The following is a 22523-nucleotide window of genomic DNA, read 5'->3' on the forward strand; positions in this document are numbered from 1 at the left end:
TCATTCATCCAGCCGCATCAGGGCGTTGTCGTAGTACATCAGGAGAGTGGTATCTTCCTGGAGGACGGTATCCGGTATGCGCCTGGCCACCTCTACGATGGTCTTGTAGTCTTTAGCAGCCCAGCAGGCCTTGAATCCGGCCCGTAAGGCTTCGGTGCGGAATACTTTCAGCCTGCCCCTGCCTTCCTTGTACTCCTCGAACTCTTTGAGGAGGGCCTTCTCGCGCATCTTCTCCAGGTCGGACTGCCTGCCGGGGTCGGGGACGTACCAGCGGCCGTAATCGTCTTTAAGGAAGTTCTGCTCCAGCAGTTCGGAGAGCTCCGGCAGCTTTTCGTGCCTTGCCTTGTGCAATTCCCGCAGGAATTTGGGGTGGATTTCCTGGTATGTCTGCGGCTTCTTTTCGAGTTCGCTGCGCAGCCACTGGATAGCCGACTTTTCATCAATCACGAACAGCGACAGTTGTTCAAACTCCCTAACTGATAGCCGTTTTTTATCATACTCGTTTACCTGGTCCGGCAGAAAATACATTCCGTCCCGCTCGGGGAAGCGCTGCTTCAAGCCGGCGTAAAACTCCGCCGCTCCCATAGGCACGGCAACTCCCCGCTGGACGTGGAAGGCCACCATCCGGTCGTAGAGAAGGAAATTCTGCCGCTCGGCAATGACCTCCGCTTTGCCGTTTTTCTCCACGAAGACCGGCAGCTGTTTGAGGTGGGTGCGGACAAAATCCCAGACTCCTTCTTCGGTTCCAGCCTCCAGGTGAAATCGCTTTTCCAGGCCGCCGTTGGGCTTGTAGGCGGAGATGACCAGGTCCTGCTTCACCGCGGTGGTCGAAGTAACCTGCTTGAAGGTCCCCTGCTTTTTGTCCAGGGTCCGCACGTCGGCAATAACGAACCCGGCCCGCATAATGGCCTCCTGGATGGCGTTCCAGATCCGGTTCTGCGAGTTGTGAAACACCACCGTCATCCACCGGCCGGGCTTTAAGACCCGGTAGTACTCGGCAAAGCACTTCTCCATGAGCTCCTGGTATTCCCGCGGGCCTTTGCCCTGGGCTTTGTTTTCTACGGCTTCGGGCTTATTGTTGGTAAAGACCCTGAGCCAGGCTTCCCAGAGGAAATTGAGCTCAGAGTACATCAGGTTGCCGCCAAAGGGAGGGTCGGTGAAAATGTAGTCTATATAATTTTTGGGGATACTGGTATTGGTGGCCGAAGTTGTTTCCACCAGAACATATCCTTTTTCTGGGTATCGAACTTTGCAAAAGTCTAACAGCTTATATTTCAAAAGCTTCAACGGGCTATTTTCCGTCCATAATGAAGGAATGTAAAGGGTACCACTTACTGTCCCCATTTTCCGGTCCAGGGTAAACTTGTACATTTTTGTCGTTCTTATCAGGGAAGAAGTTAGCCAAATTAGGAGTAGTTTTAACGGCAAGGCTTTGGCCATATTTAAAACGAGCGCCAAAACCCACAAATTCCGCCTCGTGTAAAAATGGTGAACATGAGTAATCCCATGTGACACTTTAGGCTGTTCGGTATTGTAGCCCTCCGGCATGCGGTCGGTAGGATACCAGTACGGTATCTCGCTCTCCTCAATCTTCCGGATCAGGTCCAGGTCGTACTCGTCGGGCTTTTTCTCATACCTCTTATTCCCCACCGAATAGTTAATGAGCACCGGCACCTGGCGGGCACGGGTGACGGTCTGCCCGATGTCCCGGTCATACACCCTTTCCGTGGCCCTCTCCAGGGTCCGCTTGGTGAGGTCCGCCCCGCAGTGGGGGCAGGGAAACTCGTCCCTGACTTTACCTTCTTCTTTGTCTACCGCCACTTCCCAGAAGACAAGCTCCGCTGAACAATGGGGGCAGATAAACACGTCGGACCAGACGGTGTAGTTGATTTTACCCATGATGGGGCTGCCCTTGGCGCCTTTCTGCACCTTTCCGCCCACCACGTGCTGCGTTTCGTACATCCAGCCGCATTCTCTTTCCACTTCCTCCAGAATCCGCCGGGCTTCGCGTTCGAAGGCCTGAACATCAACCGGCGTGTTGTAGTTGTAGGCAATGAAAGTGGCTGCCGGCGAAAGGTCGATTAATATAGCCTTGCGTGCTCCAAGCTTAGAAAAGGGCCGGCCTTTTTCGTCCAGGATGGTCCCGTCATCCAGAACGCGGTAGCCCAGGGATTCAACGGCCTTGCGGTCCCCACATAAGCTTGCCGCCACGCCGGTCATGCCCGTGCCGCAGAAACCGTCAAAGACGATGTCTCCCGGCTCGGTGTAGTGGAGGATATAGCGCATGATGGCCCTGTGGGGCACCTTGGTGTGATAGGAATGGGCGTTGTAAATGGGATCGTTCTTACCCTCCGATACATCCGCCGCAAACGGTTGCCTGCGGTAATCGTCGTTATCCGGGTCGTACGGCTTGCCATGCTCTTTAATGAAATCCTCGATGAACGGGTTCGGGCAGGCAGTGTAATAGGGCGGGTCGGAAAGGTTGATGATGTCCTCATCTTTAGCAATGGGAAACCCCTCGATCTGCCTGACCCGGTCCAGGCGTTCTTTGGTGAGCCCGAAACGCCGGCGCTTTTGCTTCTGCTGTCCTTCTTCGTTTCCTTCCGGAATGTCCATAAAAAGCTGCTCTTCCTGGGCCATAACTCTTCACCCCTCTATTCCAGGACGATCCTTACCTTCTGCGGGTCCCTGCCCCGCGTGAGAGACCGGATATAATCCTCAAAGCGCTGCTGAAACTCAGATACTGTGCAGGGCGTTCCGCCTTGAGTCAAAGCTTTCTTTAAGTCGGCTGCGGTAACCGAAACCTTTTCCATGCCGGAGAGCACTTCCTGAACGGCCTTTACAAATGATGCGTCCACCGTGTAGGGCAGCTGCTGTTCTTTGACCACCTGATCCAGTGCTTTTCGCTGCTCCGGCTTCAAAAGATAGATGTTTTCCTTTACCGTCGGGTCTTCCAGGTTGGCGATCAATGTCCTTTCCCAATCCTCGCACAGTCTTTCCAGGTCTTCCTCCAACCGCCTGAGCGCCGCGTCAGCCGGCAGCTTAATTTGCTCCTGTGCCGGCCGGTAGCTGCAGTGAGGACAGACGGGCGTTTTTTCCAAATCCTCTCTGGTGAGGCTGAAACACGTTTTCAGCTCCGCCAGACGGTTTTGGAAGTCCGTAAGCTGGGCCCGGGGCATCAACTCTATACCAGCCAGCCTGTTGAGTTTGCTCAACCGCTCATCTTTGAGAAGTTCGGATTTTTTCTGATCCCCGGTCGCATTTAACCGGGCCCTGGCATGGGCCTGCAGGTAAGTCTCAATGTACGAGTTCTTGAGTTCCACCAGCACCTGCACGAGTTCCCGTCGCAGGCTGGGGTCGGATGCTTCGTCCAGGCCGGATAGTTTTGCCTTGAGCTCTTCACGCCGCTCCCGGGCTTTTACCGTCCAACCGGCATCCGCAGGAAGCACGGCTTCGGCGGTGCTGAGGTAGGAGAGCAGAGGCTGGACTTCACTTGCCAGGCCGGCCAGCTCTTCAACCCTCTTCAGGGTGGCAAGGTACGTCTTCTGCTTATTTATATCCCGCTCGGAGTAGCGGAAGTTTTTCAACTTCCCGGGAGTGTTAAAAACCCGGAGTAATTCCAGAAATCCTTTGAAACTTGCCAGTTTATCCCTTAAACCGGCTTTATTTTTCTCATCAAACAAAGAAATACCCCACAAAGATAACTCTTGCTGTATCACCTGCTGGGCTTGCACGGTGCGCTCCAGGAGCTGATCCACCGCTTTCTGAAGCTGCCTTACCCCTTCTTCACGAGTAGATTGATTGACGATCAGCCCGGGCGGCAGCCCCAAAAATTCAAACAGAGCCTGTAGGGGACCGAGGGGCAGGTCCTTGGGACGCTCGATATGCTTGAACTTAATAAGTTCCTCCAGGGGAATTTTGCCCAGCTCCTCCAGGTTGGAAGCATCTATCTTCTTCCCCGGAATGCTTAAAGTAACATCGCCGCTGTAGATCAAGCTCGCCAGGATGACGACCACCCACTCCGGCTCCAATCTGAAACGGGTTTCGTACTCCACACCGCGAAACTCGGCTATTATTTCGCCCCGGTTGAGGACCTGACCCGGGCCCTTTTTGTCCAGCTGTCCCAGGATGTGTTTGGCATAACGGGAATTTTGCGGCCTTAACTTATCTCCGTCCAGAAGTTCCAGGGCATCGAGGACGGCTGCCCCCTGCCTGGTCCTGATGCTGCCGAGGATCCACTTTATCGCCTCCTGGGCAGCCTGAGGCCGGTTCTTTACGGTAACCAGGATGGAGAAGGCCGGGTATTCGGGCGCCAGCTCCCGGAAGTAGGGCGCCAGGCAAAGGGAACCCACCATGTTCACCAGATCCCGAACCGAGGCATGAGAAGTGGCACTGTGCTTAATCCACTCGACGAATTTTTTAGTTGCTCCCCGGTAGGTAACTTCATAAGCCGTGGTGATGTTGTTCCGCAGCCATTCGACTATCTTTTTCAGCTGGTCGTTGGCCTTATTTTCATAGACCTGCCGCGTTCCTTTGGAAGCCGTGCTGGCCATCTCGCAGGCGCCGGCGTAGAACTTAAGGGCACGGTCAAAGTTCTCGTCACGCTGCACCAGCCGGAAAAACACCTCATCGGGCTTTTTCTCATCCTCAAAAAGCGGCGGGTCAAAGGGCTGCAGAAAATAGAGGTAAAAGTCCCTGGGCGGGTGGGCGGTAGAACGCTCGTTGGGAGCCCCGAAGAATAAATACCCTAACCGGGTGGCCTTTTTCTCGCGCCACTCAATTTCGTGCTCCCAAATCTGGAAATTGGGAACATACGTGGCTTCGGGGCACTCCATGGCCCGGGCGAGGGCCTTAAAATAGTAGCGGTCCAACTGGTTGGGGGTCAAGACTTCCGCTTTCTGCTCAATTAGAGAATCAAAGTCGATGTCTTTTTTCAGGTCAAGGTAGTACTGGCCGTTGTCCTGGTTGAAAGAAATAAACTGGCCGCTCACCGTCCTTAAGATCTCGCGCAAGATTGATTCTATAATGGTTTTAAGAAACTCGGCATCCTCTTCCGGCAAGGGCAAGTAAAGGCAGAGGTCGTCGCGGAGTTCTTCAGCCGTGACCCCTATGGGAGCGTAAATATCTCCTGTTGTCAGCCGGTGAACGCTCAAAGCGTGAATGATGCGGAGGGCCACAGGCTTATACTGCGGCCTTGTAAAGGCCTGCTGGACACGGTATTCCAGTACCTGGCTCTTCTCAATCACTTCGCGAATGTCCGGGTCGCTGCGGAAAGAAGGATTGTCCTTTAAGTTTTGCCAGTAAGAGTCATAAGCGATGAGGCCGGGGTCATTTTCCGGAACTTCTTTGTCCAGGAGTTTTTTCATGGCAAAACTTATGGTTTTCAGCACCTCGCGCTTTTCGGCTACATAGACCCGCTCAAAAGTTTCCAGGTATGCCGGATGCACGGGGAAAAGAACGACGAATTCGTCCATGCGCTCGGCCAGGGTGCCGTATAGTTTGGTGAAACGCTGCAGGTGCTCCCTTATGAGAGCCTTCTGCCTGTCATCCTTGCGCAGTAACCTCTGGGCAACTACGTAGGCTATGTCCTCACGGACAATTCGTATCTGCTCAAAACGGTCTTTGACCCGGCGCAGGGTTTCAGCCACAAACTGAAAGCGCGGGCTGTCAAAAATGGCTTCCTGCACCCCGGCCACGAAGCGAAACCGGGTGAGCCGGCAAACCTCCCCGATTTCCCGCAAGAAGTTTAAGTCGAGGATTAGCTCCTGATCTTTGCGCGTGCGCAGGTAGTCCAGGAGTTCATCGACAACCAGCAAGAGCCCGTGATCCGGGTAAACTTCCTGGAAAGCGTTCATCATCTCAATAAAAGGGTCTTTGTTGTTGGTAATTTTATCGGCTTCAGGAAAACGGTATTTCACCCCGAGATTAGCCAGCTGTTCTTCCAGCTCGGCACAAATGATGTTCCTGAGAGACATCGTGGTGGAACCGATCTCGGTCCTGACAACCTTGAACTTGCCAGCGATAGCCTGCGCTTTTGCGGCCACAGCGGGATGCCGTATCTCCGTGACCAGGTCTGGATATTCGGCTATAGCAGATAGTACCGACATTAAATGCGATTTGCCGGTACCATAGTTACCGACGATCAAAAGCCCCTTATTATCCTGGGGATGGCCGTATTGAAGCTGCGGAAAGACAACTTCCGTAATCTGCTCGGCCATCCGTTCCGAGATCACGTAGCTTTTTACCAACTCCCCGGCCCTGCTTTTGGCATCAGCTTCCCGTAACTGCACTATAGTTTCGACCGGTTCAAAATGTATGAGGTCAGCGTACTTCACAGTATTTCCCCACCTTTTCCTAAAATCCCTTCACTCCAGAGGACAAATAAGGGCATCGACTTCATAATATTTTCGGTACTCCGGGTGATCTGGCTCCGCATAGACCAGCGCACCGCCCTCGAACTTGCCGTTCCATGCGGCAACGATAGTTCGATTGCGGCTGACTTGTTGAAGCAAACGTAAAGGGTCCTGTTGAAGTACAGGATCAAAAAGTATTTCTGTGTTATCGAGAAGGACCGTATTCTTTCCCGTTTCGCCTATGATCGTCTCCACTATTCTCGGCAGGCGTAACGCTCGCATTCTTGCGGGGTATTCCAGGAGTTTCTGACTCAGCGCGAGGTTCAGATTAATATAGGGATAACCCTCATCTCTGGCTGTTTGAACAAGGATTTCGGTTTTTCCGGTTGCAGCTGACCCAACCAGTAATACCAGTCGATAATACCTCGACCGGGCTGCTGCTATTTGTTTTTTGAGCTCATCTGTTTTCATGGCAATCCCAGCACCTGCCTGTATATCCCCTCGATAACCACTAAAAGCATCAGGTCTCAGCAGCTTCCCCAAACCCATCTTTCTTGCTGGCGGGAATAATTATCGCCTTCTCCAGGACGACCTTCCCATCGCCTTCGATTCTGAGAAGAACCCGGTCGCCCTCTTCAATTTCAAGAGCAGTCCGTATTTCTTTCGGCAACGTCATTTGACCTTTCGGTCCCATTTGGGGTGTAAAAATTTTCTTTTGGGCCAAGAAAACCACCTGCCAGGAAGTATGGAAAACTGGATATGGAGATTTATTCGGCAAGAAAGCATGAAAATCCTGCCAATTGGCAGGAAAACCTTACAAAAAGACAGCATGGCGGAAGCGCCAGCCGCAGGATTCGACTCGCGGAGGACTGTACCCGTCCCGACGTTGGTAAGTAGTGAAGTAGTACGGTTATTTAACCTGTGAGTTTCTAGTGGTGGAAATCATGGTACAATAGTAACCAGGAGAGTGGTCGGGAATTGGTTCTGTCATAGATTTTTTCAAGGTGACAATATCACAGATGGTTATAATAAATATAAAGTTGAGGACGTGTATCTCTTATGGTATGATTTTACCGGGAGGCGATAAAATGCCGGACCAAACTATAAGGATTGATCTCGAGTTGCCAAAAGAACTGTTTATCAAAGGCCGGGAATCGGCTCAACGGGTAAAAATGGAGGCCTTGAAGAGGCTGGCGGCAACCTTTTACGCAGATGGGAGTTTATCCCTGGGGAAGGCGGCGGAACTGGCCAACCTTTCCAAACAGGAATTCCTCGATTTCTTGGCCGCACATAACATCCCTCTCAACTATGATCTCAATGAGCTAGAGGAAGACTTGGCCACCGTTAAGGAGTTTTTACAAAATGAAAGTGGTCTCTAATTCGACACCCCTCATTGCTTTAGCCCGGATTAAGCAAGTAGAACTCCTACACCACCTATTTGGACGAATCATGATTCCTCAATGTGTATACAATGAAGTGGTACTACCGGGAACTGAGCTTCCCGGCGTGAAGGAAATAGGAGAAGCTACCTGGATCGAGACCCTCCAAGTACAAAATGCTCTGGCGGTCTCCTTGCTTAAAACCGACCTTGATGGGGGAGAAGCGGAAGCCATCGTTTTAGCCAAGGAAGTTAATGCGGATTATCTTTTAGTTGATGAGAAAAAAGCCCGACGTATCGCCAGAAATTCGGGCTTAAGGATTATGGGTACCCTAGGCATTTTGGTACTTGGTGTGAAAAGGGAGTTGTTGCCTGCTATTGACCCAATCCTCGACAGCCTGGAACAGAATGGGTTCCGCTTTAGCGAAAAGGTAAGAACAAAGATTAGGAAAGAAATTGGGAAATAAGCTGGCGGCGGAAACTTATACCAGACCCTCCACCAGTAAGGTGAAGGGTTTTTTGTCTCGCCGCCTTTTCCCTAGTTTTCCCTGCCCAGGATCAGGTATGTGTGGTTCTGGCACCAACAGAGCCAACATATCTATTAGAAGCATGAACCGAGAACGGAGGTAGGAGGTTGTGACGCGAATTCGACATTTGTTTCCAGGAGGCAACACCTGCAACGGGTTTCATTCCTTCTACGAGTTCATCGTGCCGAACCAGGCCCGGTTGAAACTGGTCTTGAAAGGCGGCCCGGGAGTTGGCAAGTCGACCCTGATGAAGAAACTAGGCGAGGAGTTTATCGACCTGGGTTATCGTGTGGAGTTTCACTGGTGTTCATCTGACAACGAATCCCTGGACGCCATCGCACTGCCGGACTACGATATCGCGGTCGTCGACGGTACCGCACCACATGTGGTGGATCCCCGCTTCCCCGGGGCCGTCGACGAGATCGTGAACCTCGGTGACTTCTGGGATAAGGAACACCTGCAGGGAAACCGCGAAGAAATAATCGCCGCCACCTCTTTAAACGGCCGGTATTTCGCCCTGGCGTACAACCGTCTGCGCGAAGCCAAGGTTATCTACGACGAATGGGCTTCTTACTATGAAGAAGCGCTCGACAAGCGGGCTTGGCAGGAACTCGCTAACCATTTGATCAAAAAATTGGTTAACGCAGCAGAAAAACCGTCAAAGCCTTTGGCCCGCCGGCCCTGCCGCCATCTTTTTGCTGCAGCCATAACCCCGAACGGGGTGGTCAACAACATCACCTCACTGGTGAATACCGATTGTCGGACCTACCTCTTGAAGGGAAGCCCGGGCACAGGGACAGATAAACTGCTGGCAGTCTTGAAGACCGTCGGAGAGTGCACCGGCCTGGCTCACGAATGCTACCATCATCCGTTTGTTCCAGACCGTATTCAAGCCCTGATTTTCCCTGAAATAAGGATGGCGGTGGTCGACGAAACGCCGTGGCTGACTCGAGCCGAGCTTTTCTGGCCTGACCACCGGGATATCAGGACTATGCACCTGGATGAAATCGTGGAGCTTCCCCTTTTATCCCCTTTTCAGGCTGATATTGCAGATTGCCAGGAACGGTTCGCTTCCTGCCTGGCTACAGCCGTGAACCACCTAAAGCAGGCTAAAACCGTTCACGACCAGCTTGAAAGCTATTACACCCCGGCCATGAACATCTATGAACTGGAAGCCAAAAGAGAAGAGCTGAAGCAGATGATCCTCCGCTACTACCTGTAAAACCATCGGTAAATACCTTTACAGGCCGCCTTCGACTAGCCTGAGAGCAACTCGGCCGGCCTCTTCTATGACCGTTCGCTCGTTTAGGCTCAGTAGCTGGCGGTTTTGCATGACCACCTTGCCGTCGATGATGACCGTGTCTACGTCCGAGGCCTGAGCGGAGTATGCCAGGTGAGCTACCAGGTTGTGCGGGGGATGGAAATGAGGCTGGTCTACGTCTATGAGAATTATATCTGCCTTCATCCCGGGCTTTATACATCCTATTTCCTGATCCAGACCTAAAACCCGGGCCCCGTTCACCGTGGCCATCTCCAAAGCCTGGTAAGCCGTAATGACCCTCGGGTCCATCTTACGGGCCTTTTGTAGCAGAGCCGCCGTTCTGGCCTCTTCGAACATGTCAAGGTTATTGTTGCTGGCGGCACCATCGGTTCCCAGAGCTACCGTTACTCCGGCCGCCATGAGTTCGGTAACCCTCGCTATCCCGCTACCCAGTTTCATATTGCTTTGAGGGTTGTGCACAACTCCTACCTTGTTCTTAGCGAGGGTCTCGATGTCCTCATCGGTCAGGTGCACGCAATGGGCTGCAACCACCCTGTGGTCAAACAGGCCTGCCTCGGCAAACATGGCTACCGGAGTCTTGCCGTATTCTTTTTTGATGGTTTCTACCTCAGCCATGGTCTCGGAAAGATGGGTGTGCATGTCAAGCCCCAGTTCCGAGGCCAGGTCCATAACCCTTCGCAGGTAAGGAGGGGGACAGGTGTAAGGTGCGTGGGGGCCCAGCATTATCTTTAGGCGCCCGTCAGCCTTCCCTTGCCATTTAGAGGCGAGATCCCTGCTTTCTCGCAAGGCTTTTTCGGCATTGGGGCCGACGCCGTTCATTCCCCGGCATAGTACGGCCCGTATCCCGGTTTCCTCAACTGCCCGGGCTACATCATCCATGAATATGTACATATCGGCAAAAGTGGTCGTTCCAGATTTTATCATCTCCGCGATGCCCAGCATGGTTCCCCAGTAGACGTCTTGCCCGGTCAGGTTACACTCGAAAGGCTCGATCTTGTTTTGGAGCCATTCCATCAGTGGCAAATCATCGGCGTAACCCCGCATCAGTGTCATGGCCGCGTGAGTGTGGGCGTTTACAAAACCGGGCATGACCAGCTTGCCTTTACCGTCGATGATTTGTCCATTTTCCCGGACTAGCGAAGGCTTGCCGCTACCTACCTCGCGGATATGCTGTCCTTCGATCACTAGAAAACCTTCCGGGATAAAGTCATGCGGCCCGGTCATGGGCAGTATCTTTACATTCGTAACGAGCACTCGCCGGTTTTTGTTTACCGGATGCTTACCTGTCATTTCGCCTACCATCTCCCTATTTCCGTGCATTCCCGTCTCCTTTGACCTGCCCGTAATGTTTGAAACCTTCAGCCAAGACCCGCACTTCTTCGGGCGACAGGAAGTTCACCTGTCCGAGCATCCGGGCGTATATGGTAACCTGAGCGGTCTTTTCGGCAACCAAGCAGGCCTTAAGGGCCCTGTCTACATCAGCCCCAACTCCTACCAGACCGTGGTTAGCGAGAAGAACGGCGTTCTTTTGTCCCAAAGCTTCTACCGCAGCCCGGGCCAAACGCCTCGTCCCCGGAGGCTGGTATTCCGCCACTTCAATTTCCCCGCCTATGAGCTGGGCTGTCTCCTCCAAAGCCGCCGGTATCGCCATTCTTGCCACTGCAAAAGCCGATGCTGCTATGCTGTGAACGTGAACCACCCCCCAGACATCCAGACGAGCCCGGTAGACAGCGAGGTGGAGCGGAACCTCCACTGACGGTTTCCATTTTCCGTGGATCTTCCTACCCTCCATGTCGATGACAACCATGTCCTCAGGGGTTAACTTGGTATAATCCATACCGCTGGGAGTGATCACCACTTCTTCCCTACCCGGCAGGCAAGTGCTGACATTACCCCAAGTGCCCACAACCAGGCCTTGCTCATACATGGCCTGGGCAACCATCACCACTTCGCGGCATGCTTTGTGATACGATTCCACCGCTATTCCCCCCTTTCACCCTCGAAGAGCAGCCAGGCTCGAATCGAAAGGCGGCAAAGCCACGCCTTTTTCGGTTATGATTCCGGAAATCAGGCGGTTGGGAGTAACATCGAAAGCGGGGTTAAACACCGGCACATCGGGAACCGTAATAGGAGTTCCCATCACCTTTCGAACCTCATCCGGATCCCGGTTCTCGATCGGTATTTCTTTCCCAGAAGACAGCGAAAAATCGACGGTAGACATCGGAGCAGCCACATAGAAAGGCAGGCCGTGGTAATGGGCCAAAACCGCCAACATGTATGTCCCGATCTTATTGGCTGTATCACCGTTGGCCGCTATCCGGTCCGCCCCTACTACCACCCCGTCTACTTTGCTTTGCTGCATCAAGGTCCCGGCCATGTTGTCGGTGATCAGGGTAACAGGAATACCATCTTGGCACAGCTCCCACACGGTTAAGCGAGCTCCCTGCAGAACGGGCCTGGTTTCGCAGGCATATACCATAGCGAGTTTGCCCTCGCGGTGGCAAGAACGTATGACCCCTAAAGCCGTACCGTAGCCGCAGGTAGCCAGACTTCCGGCGTTACACACGGTCAGAAGCGTCACCCGTGGAGCAAACAGCTTTTCCCCAAAGTCGCCCATGGCCTGGTTGGTAGCCACGTCTTCGGCAAACATTTCTTCCGCCTCCTGCAAGAGAGCCACTGCCACCTGTTCCCGCCCCTGGGCCCTGTGTTCGGTATATACCTTTTTCATCCGGTTCAGGGCCCAAAACAGGTTCACCGCCGTGGGGCGGGTGCTGGCCAGCAAATCGAAAACCTCCTGCATGCGCCGGTCAAAATCAGGCTCTGGGCCGTCAAATCCCCAGGCAGCCAGGGCAACTCCGTAGGCAGCAGTCACCCCAATCAAAGGGGCTCCCCTCACCACCAAATCCCGAATGGCTTGAGCCACTTCCTCGGCCTCCCGGCATGCCTGGTACCGAACCGTGCCCGGCAAAGCCGTTTGGTCCAGCAGATACAAGACTCCCTCTTGCCAATAAACAGTTTTCACCCCTACCCCTTCTTTCTCTCGCGTAGTCTCTCTATCTCTTGGCGTATACCGCCGCATTCGCATTCCGCTGTGACATCGATGAATTCCAGAGATTCCATCAAAAGCCGGCTCAGCTTCGAAACATTAGCCGCCATGACCTCAAGAACCTCGGAGTGAGTGAGCCGGTCAGCGCCAATACCAGCAGCCATGTTTGTGACCATGGCTACCGTAGCGTAACACATACCCGCTTCCCTCGCCAGTACGCACTCGGGAACACTGGTCATTCCGACCACGTCCCCGCCCAGCATTCTGAACATCCTGATCTCCGCCGCGGTCTCGAAACGGGGACCTTCGGTGCAAACGTAGATCCCTTCGCGATGCAGTTTCAAACCGATGTCAGTACCAATCCTGTACAGGACCTCACGCAGGTGGGGACAGTAAGGGTGAGTCATGTCGCAGTGGACTACCCCCTCTTCTCCCCCTTCGTAAAACGTGGCCGAGCGCTGTTTAGTAAAGTCCAAAAACTGATCCACAAGGACGAAATCTCCGGGTCTCATTAGAGGATTAAGTGAACCGACCGCGGCTGTAGCCACAACCCGCTGCACACCCAGAGCGCGCAAAGCCTCTATATTGGCCCGGTAGTTGATGAGATGGGGTGGCAACGAATGTCCCGCCCCGTGCCGGGCCAAAAATGCCACTTCCTGCCCGCGGTACGAACCTACAGCCACGCGAGCCAGACCAAAGCGGGTATCAACCGTCTTTTCTGTAACATTATCCAGTATCCCCGGATCATACACTCCTGTACCACCGATTACTGCTATTCTTGGCACAATACCCCTCCCTTTTTCTTCAACCCCCTTAATCTGAAAACAGGGCCTCTGCAAACTCTTCTGCTGAAAAATCCCTCAGGTCTTCCAAACCCTCTCCTATCCCAACCAGCTTGACTGGAATATCAAGCTCCTTGGCTATCGCGATGACAATTCCTCCCTTAGCGGTCCCATCCAGCTTGGTCAGGACAATGCCGGTTACTCCGGTTACTTGTTTGAACAGGTTGGCCTGGCTGATAGCGTTCTGCCCGGTCGTAGCATCCAGCACCAGCAACACCTCATGCGGGGCGTCCGCATAAGTACGTTGGATAACCCTTTTGACCTTGGCTATCTCTTCCATAAGGTTGGTCTTGGTATGCAATCTTCCGGCCGTGTCCACGATGAGCACATCGGCCCTTCTGGCCTGAGCCGCGTTGACCGCGTCGAAAACCACAGCCCCCGGGTCGGCTCCCTCTTGGTGTTTTATGAGGTCAGCCCCCACTCGTTCAGCCCAAATCTGCAGCTGGTCGATAGCAGCCGCGCGAAAGGTATCGGCAGCAGCGATAATGACCTTCTTACCTTCGCGTTTAAAGCGGTAGGCCAGCTTGCCGATAGTAGTGGTTTTGCCCACCCCGTTTACCCCGACCACCATAATGACTGTTGGTCCTTCTGGGGCCTTGTTCAACGGGGCATCGCTTCCCTCCATTATAGAGACCACTTCTTGCTTGATAAGGCCTCTAACCTCGTCCACCTCGGTAATCTTCTTCTGTTTTACAGCCCGCCGCAGGTTATCGATCAGTTCCATGGCCGTACTTACTCCCACGTCGGCCTGAATAAGGATCTCTTCCAATTCCTCGAAAAACTCGTCGTCGATACGGCGAGAGGTCTTGATGAGCCGCTCGACCTTTTCCGTGATGTTCTGGCGGGTCTTAGCCAGGCTTTTTTTTAGACGGGCAAAAAAACCCTCCTTAACCGGCTCCGCCGGTGGGGGTCCAACATTTGAAGCCTCGAAAGGCGACTCACTCCCGTTTGCCGTCTCTGCTGGCAGGTTTTCCCCCGTGTGTTCCCCGCGCGCCGTCAATTCCTCTTCTGGCGCGCCTGCCCTCTTATTTTTCCTAAGTTTCTCGAAGAATCCCAATCGCCACCCCACCCTTTTCTATAAAGTGATTTCACTACAACCCCCCTCAGTTGACCGGTGTTGGCTTGTTGCGTTACCCGGCGAGCGCCTCTGCCTCTTCCATGGTCACCGAAAGCACTCGCGATACCCCCTCTTCCGGCATGGTTATTCCGTACAAAGCCTGCCCGATCTCGATGGTCCCCTGACGGTGAGTTATAACAATGAACTGGATATCCTGGGATAATCTTTTCAAGAACCCGGCAAACCTTGCCAAATTCACGTCGTCTAAAGCGGCGTCGATCTCATCCAAAAGGCAAAACGGGCTGGGTCGAAGTGCCAGCAGGGCAAACACAAAAGCGATGCATGTAAGAGCCCTCTCCCCCCCGGACAACAGTTCCAGCAACTGTTTGCGCTTGCCCGGCATCTTCACCGCTATTTCTACCCCGCTGTCCAAATCCTCTATGGCCCCGTTGGAGTTTAGAAAGGCGCTGCCTCCACCGAACATTGCCAGAAAGGTGTGGTGAAAGCTCTGCGAGACACCTTTTAAGAACTCCACGAATTGAGAGGAAAGAACTGCCCTCGTTTCTTTAAGCAGCGCGTAAATGGCGTTTTTGGCCTCGGTTATGTCTTGGTACTGGTTGTTAAGAAAATCGTACCTGGCCCGAATCTCTTCGTATTCTGCCTCCGCTCCGTGATCTACCGGTTCCAGTTCTGCAAGCTGCTTGGTTAGAACCTCTTTTCTTTGCCTGGCCTCCCTCTCCTTCTCGCCGTCCAGAATAATCCCGCTTCCCGGTACGTATTCCTCACCATAACTATCGACCCACAATTTGATCTGGTTTTCCATATCTGCTTCCCTTCGGGCTATGCGGAGCTCCACTACCCGGGACTGCTCTTCCAACTGTCTGCAACACTGCCTCTCTTCCGTCAGTTTCTTTTCTATCCCGCGTGAGTCCTCCTCCAGCCCGGTTATAGCCCGGACCAGGGTTTCCATTTCTCCCCTCAGTTGGCCCATTTTTTCTTGAAAGCCGTCGCATCGCGTTTTTAACTCCAGTTGCAGTGACTCTTGCCTGTCCATTTCGACGGCCAAGGCTTTCTTTTCTTGAGCACACTTATCCAGAGCCTGTAGGTACGAGGCTTTTATCTTCTCCAGCTGAACGAGATTCTGCTTTAAGCTTTCAATTTCATGCTCTTTGCCTGCGACAAACTCCCTGTAAGACTTGGTTCGTTCCTTCAGAACCTCGTACTCGCGCAACATTTCTTCATGCCCCTGTTTTATTTCCTCCACTCTATCTGACAAACGGCGAGCCTGGTCTGCTGCAGCCTGGTATTGCGCCTCCACATCCTTCATCGACTCCCGCAGGGAATCGATTTCGGCGCTGTAGCCTTTATTCTCATACCGCAGGTCGTCGATGGCCTGTATCAACCTCTCCCGTTCCCCACAAGCATTCTCCAATTCCAGCATTAACATCTTCTCTTCCAGTTTCAGTTCTTCTTCTTGCTGCCTAATCTCCTGGAGCCCTCGCTCCAGCTCCGCTGCAGTGCTTCTCAGGTTCTCCAGCTGAGCCAGCAAAAGCTCGCATTCTTTCTGTTTCTCCGCCAATACTAGAGCCTGTTGCTTAGCCCAGTTCTTCCTCCTAAAATGCTGAACAGATCGGTTGCTGACTGTTCCCCCGGTTATAGCACCGGTGTACGTCAGTACCTCCCCCTCCAAAGTAACCAGCTTTACCGGTAACCCTGATTCACGGTAAACCTTCACCGCTGATTGTAGGGTCTCTACTACTACCACCCTCCCCAGCAGATACTTAACAACCTTTTCAAATCCCGCCGGATAATCGACCAACTCATGCCCCCATCCCACCACTCCCGGCATTTTCTCTGCTCTCCGGATTTTATCTCGCGGCAAGTCACTAACCCTCAACAAGTCCAGCGGCAGAAAAGTCGCCCTGCCCAGCTTCTTTTCTTTCAAAAACTCGATGGCCCGACGAGCATCCTTCTCTGACCTAACCACGATGTCTTGAATGCTGCGCCCAAGGGCAGTTTCTACCGCGGCCTCCAAACCCGGAGGAACCTCAATCAAGTCCCCTACCACCCCTAGTATCCCGTTCAAACCGTACTGTTTGTCCCTGGCTGCCCGCATGACCGCTCGAACTGCCTCCGGATAGGTCCTGCCGTCCCTTTCTTCATCGAAATATAAGTTGAGTTCCTGTTCCGCTTTATAAAGTTCAGCTTGTAACCGGGCAAGGTCCTGCTCTCTTTCTTTCGCACTAGTCAAAGCCCGATCATGTGCCTTCTCGGTGTCGGTTTTTTTTCGCTGCCAGTGATCCAGCCGGGCCCGGGCTTCATTTAGTTTTTCCCTGGTTCGGCTTTCAGCCTGTTCAAGCTCTTTCTCGTGGGCTTCTTTCTGCTTCAGGTCCTCCTGACACCGTTCAAGCCGGTCCTCCAGCCTTTTCAACCGCTCCTGTAAGACAGTCAGCTGGTTCTTATCCTCAGTCTCCTCCTTGAGTTTTTCTATCAACTCGGTCCGCAAATCCTCGTAATCGCGGTTATAATCAGCCAGCACGTTTTCCAGTTGCCCGACCCTCGACTCCACTTCTCGCAGGCTCTCTACTTTAGCCTTTAACTCTGCCTCCTCCTTTGCCAGCTTGTCTTCGCCCAGCCTTATATTTTCCTCCAGCTTGGCCAGCAATCCCTGGTAGTTTGCTTCCTCACCGGCTAAATCTTCCCGTCTCTGCCGGGCATTCATGAGGCGCTCGGCCGACAATCTAAGCTCGGCCTCGCAGCGCTGCAACTCGGACTGCAACCGGTGTCGCTCCTCGTTGTAGAAGGACAAATTCTCTTTGACCTCGCCTGTCTTCGCCTTGAGCAAGGCCAGTTCCTGCTCCTTTTCCTGAATCAAAGTCCTTGCTTTTGCCAGCTCTGCCTTTACCTTATCGCGTTCGCCCAAGTAATCCTGCAACTCGCGGTATAACCGTTCGATCGCGGAAGCCAGCAAGTTTTGCTCTAGGTTCCGGAGTTCCCCGGCAAGTTCGCGGTAGCGCCGGCTCTTGGAGGCCTTCTCTGCCAGTACTTCCAGCCTGCCTTCGAGATCAGACAGCATCTTTTCGACCCTGGCCATATCCTCCTTGATAACCGCCAGCTTGGTTTCAGCTTCCTCCATGCGGTGTCGGTACTTTATTAAACCAGAAGCTTCTTCAAGCAGAAGACGGCGGTCAAAAGGTTTGAGGTTAAGTATCTGTTCGAGTTCTCCCTGGCCGATAATGGAGTACCCTTTTTTACCCAAACCTGTCCCCGCAAAAAGATCCTGAACGTCTTTCAACCGGGCCGGAACCCGGTTAATATAAAACTCGCTCTCACCCGAGCGGTGTACTTTCCTGGTAACGCTTACCTCGGCAAAGTCAAGGGGTAAAACCCTGTCGCAGTTGTCTATTGCCACGTCTACCTGAGCTAAGCCCAAGGGACGCCTCTTATCCGTACCGCTGAAAATAACATCATCGTTTCTCTGCCCCCTCAAGTGGCGAACGTTACTCTCGCCCAAAGCCCACCTGATCGCGTCTACTATGTTGCTCTTCCCGCACCCATTAGGCCCGACTATGACGTTGACGCCGGGCATAAATTCGATTTCGGTTCGCTCGGCGAAAGATTTAAACCCTTTCAGTTCTAAACGTTTAAGGTACACTTGACTCCTCCACCGTCCTCGGATTTTTAACCCGGCATTACATCCCCGGCCGTTACTCTTACTAGCCTACCGTCCTTGAGTTTCAGCCGCAGGCAGCCGTGGTCGTCAATCCCTTGGTCGATTCCGCTCAAATCCCGTCCTTGAGTATGCACAGTCACCGGTTGCCCGAAATGAGCACACCTCTCCATAAACTGACGCCGCAAACCCTTAAATCCCGTTTCTAGATACCGGGCGTATGCCTTTTCCAGTTCCGCGAGTATGGCTGAAAGCACTGCTTCCAAGTCGAACTCCTGTCCCGTTTCCAAATACAGGGAGGTAGCTTGGTCCCTCAACGCTGCTGGCAGATCTTCGGCCCTGAGATTCACGTTGACCCCGATCCCTGCCACTACATACTTAATCATATCGAATTCGGTGTTTATCTCCAGGAGAATCCCCGCTACTTTCTTGCCACCGAGGAGCACGTCGTTCGGCCACTTCACTTTTACTGGAGCCGTTATAAACCTCTGGAGAGCACAGGCCACTGCTAGGGCAAAAACTAGGGAAAGAGGCACCACGTCTCTTACCTGCAACTCCGGGTACAAAACGATCGAAAGCCACAACCCTCCGGCCGGGGACTCCCATCTCCTACCGCGGCGGCCTTTACCTTGGGTTTGTCTTGCCGCTATTACTATTCCACCCTCCGCCAACCTCCCCTGATCCGCCATTTCCCAGGCTACAGTATTGGTAGAAGACGTTTCATCCAACTGCAACCGCTGGCTCCCAAACCTTACCTTTCTAGGCCCCGGCTCCAACCCCGGGCCCTCGCATCCTTCGTCTTCCAGACGGTAACCCTGATTGGGAATAGCGGTTATGCGGTAGCCTTCCTTTCTCAGACTGTCAATGTGTTTCCAAACCGCAGTCCGGCTTATCCCCAGCTCCCGAGCCAACTCGGCCCCAGACACCCACTCGCCCTGATTCTGTTGCAGCTTGGAAAGTATCCGGTATTTCATGATTCCCCCCTCCTCAACAAAAGAGGAACGGTTCTCGCTTTTCATAGCTCCGTTTAGACGCTGATTTACGCAGACCTCCCGCGACACCTAAGAGTGCCGCCACTAGAGAATGAAAATCTTATTCTAATAACAGCCGAGAAATCTTTAAGCAAAAACATAATCTGTGTTCATCAGCCCGGCACTCAGCTGGACGACATTGCAACATGCCAGTTGGTCCCGAAAACGCTAGTCGCTGATCAAGACTTGAGCTGAGTGCCGGGTCTGTGGCCCGTTTTCGGAGCCGACTCTCGAACAACACAATCATATGTGATTTTGTCCTGACCAGGCGCGGTAAAAGTCCTGCCGTGACAGCACAAACAGTGGCTTATCCGCCTCTGCCCTTCCAAGCCCAACCCAATCCCTCTCCTCGCTCTTGATCCCTGCTATCCTGAGCCTGTTCACCCCAAGCCCTCTTTTCAGCCGTTCACGGTTGCTCCTGTTTTGTCCAACCATCTTAGATAGATCCTTTTCATTAACAAAAACACCGAAATCCTCTGTTTCCGGTTTTTCACTCCACAACCTCCAGGCAGTCAAAACCTGCCGAAAAAAAACCTCCGAAGCCACTAATTCCCCGAAGCTGGGGTGAAAAGGTCCTGCCAACAAAGTATCCGGGCTGTTCAGGTCACTAGTCGGTTGTAGACCCATCCTGATAACCTTGATGCCCTCCGCCTCCAACATGATGAACATGTCGGCGGTTATATCTACCGCTTCTTCCATGCTCAAGGGGGAGTACAGGCCTTGTTCCCACATCTGATGAAGACGAGTGCCCTTCAATACCAAGGTAGGGTATATACGGACCATCAGGGGTTTCATTTTGATAACGTCACGAGTGGTAGCCAGGTCTTTTTCCCGGGTATCTTTAGGCAAACCGATCATAAGCTGAATGCCCAGAGCAAGCCCGTGTTTTCTGATCAAACCCGCCGCTTCCCAAACCTGTCTGCCCGTATACCCTCTTTCGGCACAAGCCAAGACCTCAGGATCCAGCGACTGCACCCCTAACTCTACGGTGGTTACGCCGTGTTCAATAAGAAGGCGCAGGACCTCAACGCTTATGGCGTCCGGCCGGGTCGATACCCTTATCGAGGCAACCTTACCGGTAGCCAGATACGGTTGAACCGCCTTCAAGTACCCCTCCATCACTTGTACCGGCAGAGAGGTAAAGCTCCCCCCGTAAAAGGCCACCTCAACCGGCTCCGAAGCCGATGCCCCACTCTGCTGCAGCCCCTTCTCTATCGTTTCTGCCACGGCCAAGGGGGAAGGTGGTTTCTCGCTGCCGGTAATGCGGTACTGCTGACAAAAAACACACCGGTGCGGGCAACCGAGATGGGGAATAAATATTGGAATAATCCTGTGGAGCATGACCGTTACCCTTCAAATACCTTCATCTGGAGAACTTTTTCCGCTGCCTTCTGCTCGGCTTCTTTTTTGCTCTTGCCAACCCCCTGGGCCAGCAGCTTATGCCGGTAAAACACGCCGGCGATAAAAGTCTTATCGTGAGCAGGCCCGCTTTCCTCCAGAATGGCATACGTCACGTTGTCTTTGCCCCGGCTCTGTACCAGTTCCTGTAGCTGGGACTTGTAGTCGTAGAAGTTGCCCTCCGCGACCTCGTGGATATCCTGGGCGAGATACCTGAGTATAAAGTCGCGAGCATACTCCAGCCCCTGGTCCAAGTATACCGCTCCCACCACCGCTTCTACCGTATCTGCCAGTATCGAATTGCGCTTGCGTCCCCCCGATAACTCTTCTCCCCGGCCTAGATACAGGTATTCGCCGACTTTCAAGGTGTTAGCCACTTTAACCAAGGCCTTTTCACAAACAACTTTGGCCCTTATGCGGGTAAGATCCCCTTCTGGCCGCTCTGGGAAATTCTTATAAAGATACTCCGCCACGACCATATTCAACACCGCATCCCCTAGAAACTCCAGGCGCTGGTTGTTCTCAACCGCTTCATTTTCCTGGGAATAAGAAGGGTGGGTCAAAGCCTTTGTCAAAAGGCCTGTATCGACCTCGACAATACAGTTGGCGAGCTTAAACTGCTCGGCCAGTTTTCCCTTCCTGCTCATGGTTTCACCTTATTCCCGTCACGCAACCGAAAAACGACCTCGCAACTCCATTTTAATCAACTCCTAATGCTCGTTTTAGCTTCCCTACCATGTCGTTCTCGACACACTGCACTGCTGCCTTTACGCCGTTAGTAACCGTCTGGGCCTTCGAGCTGCCGTGACAGACTATGCTCACCCCGTTTACCCCTAATAGAGGAGCTCCCCCTACCTGGTTATAATCGAAGCTCTTTAGCAGCCGGAGTACCTCGGGAGACAACGCTTCCTTCAAGGTATCCATTAGCAAGCCCATAAAACCCTCTACTGCTTTCAAAACCACATTACCCACAAAACCATCGCAGACCACCACTTCACTCTTACCCACAAATATATCGCGGCCCTCTACGTTCCCTATAAAATTTATGCCCGTTTCCTTCTTCAACATCGCGTGAGCCTCGAGTACCGCTTGGTTACCTTTGCTCTCCTCTTCCCCGTTGGACAGCATCCCCACGCTCGGCTGCGAACTGCCATTCACAACCGAAGCATAAGCACTTCCCATCAAAGCAAACTGGACCAGCTGTCGTGGTTTACAGTCCACATTAGCCCCTATATCGAGCAGAATAGTGTTCTGGCCGCTTCTAAGCGGTATGTTAGCGGCTATGGCCGGTCGCTCCACGCCTGCAACGGTTCCCAACACAAAAACTCCGGCTGCCATCTGGGCCCCGGTGTTTCCGCACGACACGACAGCCTGGGCCTCACCCGCTTTCACCAATCCGGTAGCCACAACGATGGACGAGTCTTTCTTCTTACGTAAAGCCAAGGCCGGATGCTCGTTCATACCTATTACTTGAGACGAGTGAACTACCGTCAGCTTGCCTCGGTCGTAATCGAGGCCGGACAACTCTCTGCCGACAATCTCTTGATCCCCGACCAATATCACTTCTATCCCTAGCTTATTTATAGCTTCAACCGCACCCCTGACCACCTCCCGGGGAGCATAGTCGCCACCCATAGCGTCGACTGCAACTCGCACAGCACTTCACCCTCTTTTCTAGCTATAAAATAAAAAGTAAGCTAATGGCTGCTAACGCCCATTACCTTACTTTTTGCCTCTGTAGAACAAGTTATTTCGTTACTGCTTTACCCTTGTAAAAACCGCAGTTCAAACAAACGCGATGAGGCATCTTCAGTTCGTGACACTGCGGGCACTCTACCAAGGTCGGATGCTCCATCTTCATCCACTCGCTCCTGCGCATGTTCTTGCGGGACTTCGATTGCCGGCGTTTAGGGACTCCCATCGTAATTCCTCCTCTGCA

General features: G+C 53.0%; 18 protein-coding genes. 3 read left to right on the forward strand and 15 right to left on the reverse strand.

All coding sequences use genetic code 11. From position 1 onward, the window contains the following. The 4 genes from SLIP_RS06310 to SLIP_RS06325 are packed head-to-tail and all read right to left on the reverse strand — an operon-like array spanning position 1 to position 7047. Positions 1–2640 (reverse strand): DNA methyltransferase, encoded by a 2640-nt coding sequence (locus SLIP_RS06310; protein WP_013175447.1) that lies wholly within the window; start codon positions 2638–2640, stop codon positions 1–3. Between the two features lie 14 nt (positions 2641–2654). Then, entirely contained in the window at positions 2655–6335 is a 3681-nt protein-coding gene (locus SLIP_RS06315; RefSeq protein WP_013175448.1) for a DUF6079 family protein, read from the reverse strand. A gap of 30 nt (positions 6336–6365) precedes the next feature. Then, positions 6366–6896, reverse strand: coding sequence for a BREX-3 system P-loop-containing protein BrxF (gene brxF / locus SLIP_RS06320; protein WP_242649087.1), 531 nt, complete (start codon positions 6894–6896; stop codon positions 6366–6368). Next, positions 6874–7047 (reverse strand): AbrB/MazE/SpoVT family DNA-binding domain-containing protein, encoded by a 174-nt coding sequence (locus SLIP_RS06325; protein ID WP_207635764.1) that lies wholly within the window; start codon positions 7045–7047, stop codon positions 6874–6876. The genes brxF and SLIP_RS06325 overlap by 23 nt, the downstream gene beginning before the upstream one ends. Positions 7048–7441: 394 nt before the next feature. Between SLIP_RS06325 and SLIP_RS06330 the strand changes: the two genes are divergently transcribed. The 3 genes from SLIP_RS06330 to SLIP_RS06340 all read left to right on the forward strand — a co-directional run bounded on the left by SLIP_RS06330 (position 7442) and on the right by SLIP_RS06340 (position 9480). After that, positions 7442–7732 (forward strand): UPF0175 family protein, encoded by a 291-nt coding sequence (locus SLIP_RS06330; RefSeq protein WP_013175451.1) that lies wholly within the window; start codon positions 7442–7444, stop codon positions 7730–7732. Next, a complete protein-coding gene (locus SLIP_RS06335; protein WP_013175452.1) occupies positions 7716–8198 on the forward strand; it encodes a PIN domain-containing protein in 483 nt (160 codons plus the stop codon). Before SLIP_RS06330 ends, SLIP_RS06335 begins: the two co-directional genes overlap by 17 nt. Before the next feature lie 169 nt (positions 8199–8367). Further along, complete coding sequence (locus tag SLIP_RS06340) at positions 8368–9480, forward strand: PRK06851 family protein (RefSeq protein ID WP_013175453.1); 1113 nt, start codon at positions 8368–8370, stop codon at positions 9478–9480. A gap of 18 nt (positions 9481–9498) precedes the next feature. Here the strand turns inward: SLIP_RS06340 and SLIP_RS06345 are convergent, their stop codons facing one another. The 11 genes from SLIP_RS06345 to rpmF all read right to left on the reverse strand — a co-directional run bounded on the left by SLIP_RS06345 (position 9499) and on the right by rpmF (position 22505). Beyond that, positions 9499–10830 (reverse strand): amidohydrolase, encoded by a 1332-nt coding sequence (locus SLIP_RS06345; RefSeq protein ID WP_041433479.1) that lies wholly within the window; start codon positions 10828–10830, stop codon positions 9499–9501. Between the two features lie 16 nt (positions 10831–10846). Then, positions 10847–11518 carry a class II aldolase/adducin family protein gene (locus tag SLIP_RS06350; RefSeq protein ID WP_013175455.1) on the reverse strand — a complete coding sequence of 224 codons (672 nt, stop codon included), beginning with the start codon at positions 11516–11518 and terminating at the stop codon, positions 10847–10849. 15 nt (positions 11519–11533) lie between these two features. Then, positions 11534–12562: an S-methyl-5-thioribose-1-phosphate isomerase gene (gene mtnA, locus SLIP_RS06355; RefSeq protein ID WP_013175456.1), complete on the reverse strand. Its 1029-nt coding sequence runs from the start codon at positions 12560–12562 to the stop codon at positions 11534–11536. A gap of 2 nt (positions 12563–12564) precedes the next feature. Then, complete coding sequence (mtnP, locus tag SLIP_RS06360) at positions 12565–13371, reverse strand: S-methyl-5'-thioadenosine phosphorylase (protein WP_013175457.1); 807 nt, start codon at positions 13369–13371, stop codon at positions 12565–12567. Between the two features lie 28 nt (positions 13372–13399). Then, complete coding sequence (ftsY, locus tag SLIP_RS06365; protein WP_041433480.1) at positions 13400–14284, reverse strand: signal recognition particle-docking protein FtsY; 885 nt, start codon at positions 14282–14284, stop codon at positions 13400–13402. Positions 14285–14558: 274 nt separating this feature from the next. Next, positions 14559–18140, reverse strand: a complete 3582-nt coding sequence (smc, locus tag SLIP_RS06370) for a chromosome segregation protein SMC (protein ID WP_013175459.1) — start codon at positions 18138–18140, stop codon at positions 14559–14561. A gap of 26 nt (positions 18141–18166) precedes the next feature. Continuing rightward, on the reverse strand, positions 18167–19129 hold the full coding sequence (locus SLIP_RS06375) for a biotin--[acetyl-CoA-carboxylase] ligase (RefSeq protein ID WP_041432801.1): 963 nt from the start codon (positions 19127–19129) through the stop codon (positions 18167–18169). Between the two features lie 300 nt (positions 19130–19429). After that, complete coding sequence (locus SLIP_RS06380; RefSeq protein WP_013175461.1) at positions 19430–20527, reverse strand: elongator complex protein 3; 1098 nt, start codon at positions 20525–20527, stop codon at positions 19430–19432. A gap of 5 nt (positions 20528–20532) precedes the next feature. After that, positions 20533–21231 (reverse strand): ribonuclease III, encoded by a 699-nt coding sequence (gene rnc, locus SLIP_RS06385; protein ID WP_013175462.1) that lies wholly within the window; start codon positions 21229–21231, stop codon positions 20533–20535. Between the two features lie 52 nt (positions 21232–21283). Further along, the gene (gene plsX, locus SLIP_RS06390; RefSeq protein ID WP_013175463.1) at positions 21284–22240 is read right to left on the reverse strand and encodes a phosphate acyltransferase PlsX; all 957 of its coding nucleotides are present in this window, start codon (positions 22238–22240) and stop codon (positions 21284–21286) included. Between the two features lie 91 nt (positions 22241–22331). After that, positions 22332–22505, reverse strand: coding sequence for a 50S ribosomal protein L32 (rpmF, locus tag SLIP_RS06395; protein ID WP_013175464.1), 174 nt, complete (start codon positions 22503–22505; stop codon positions 22332–22334). Positions 22506–22523 lie beyond the last annotated feature (18 nt).

It is taken from the genome of Syntrophothermus lipocalidus DSM 12680 (genome assembly GCF_000092405.1).
Classification (GTDB): Bacteria; Bacillota; Syntrophomonadia; order Syntrophomonadales; family Syntrophothermaceae; genus Syntrophothermus; species Syntrophothermus lipocalidus.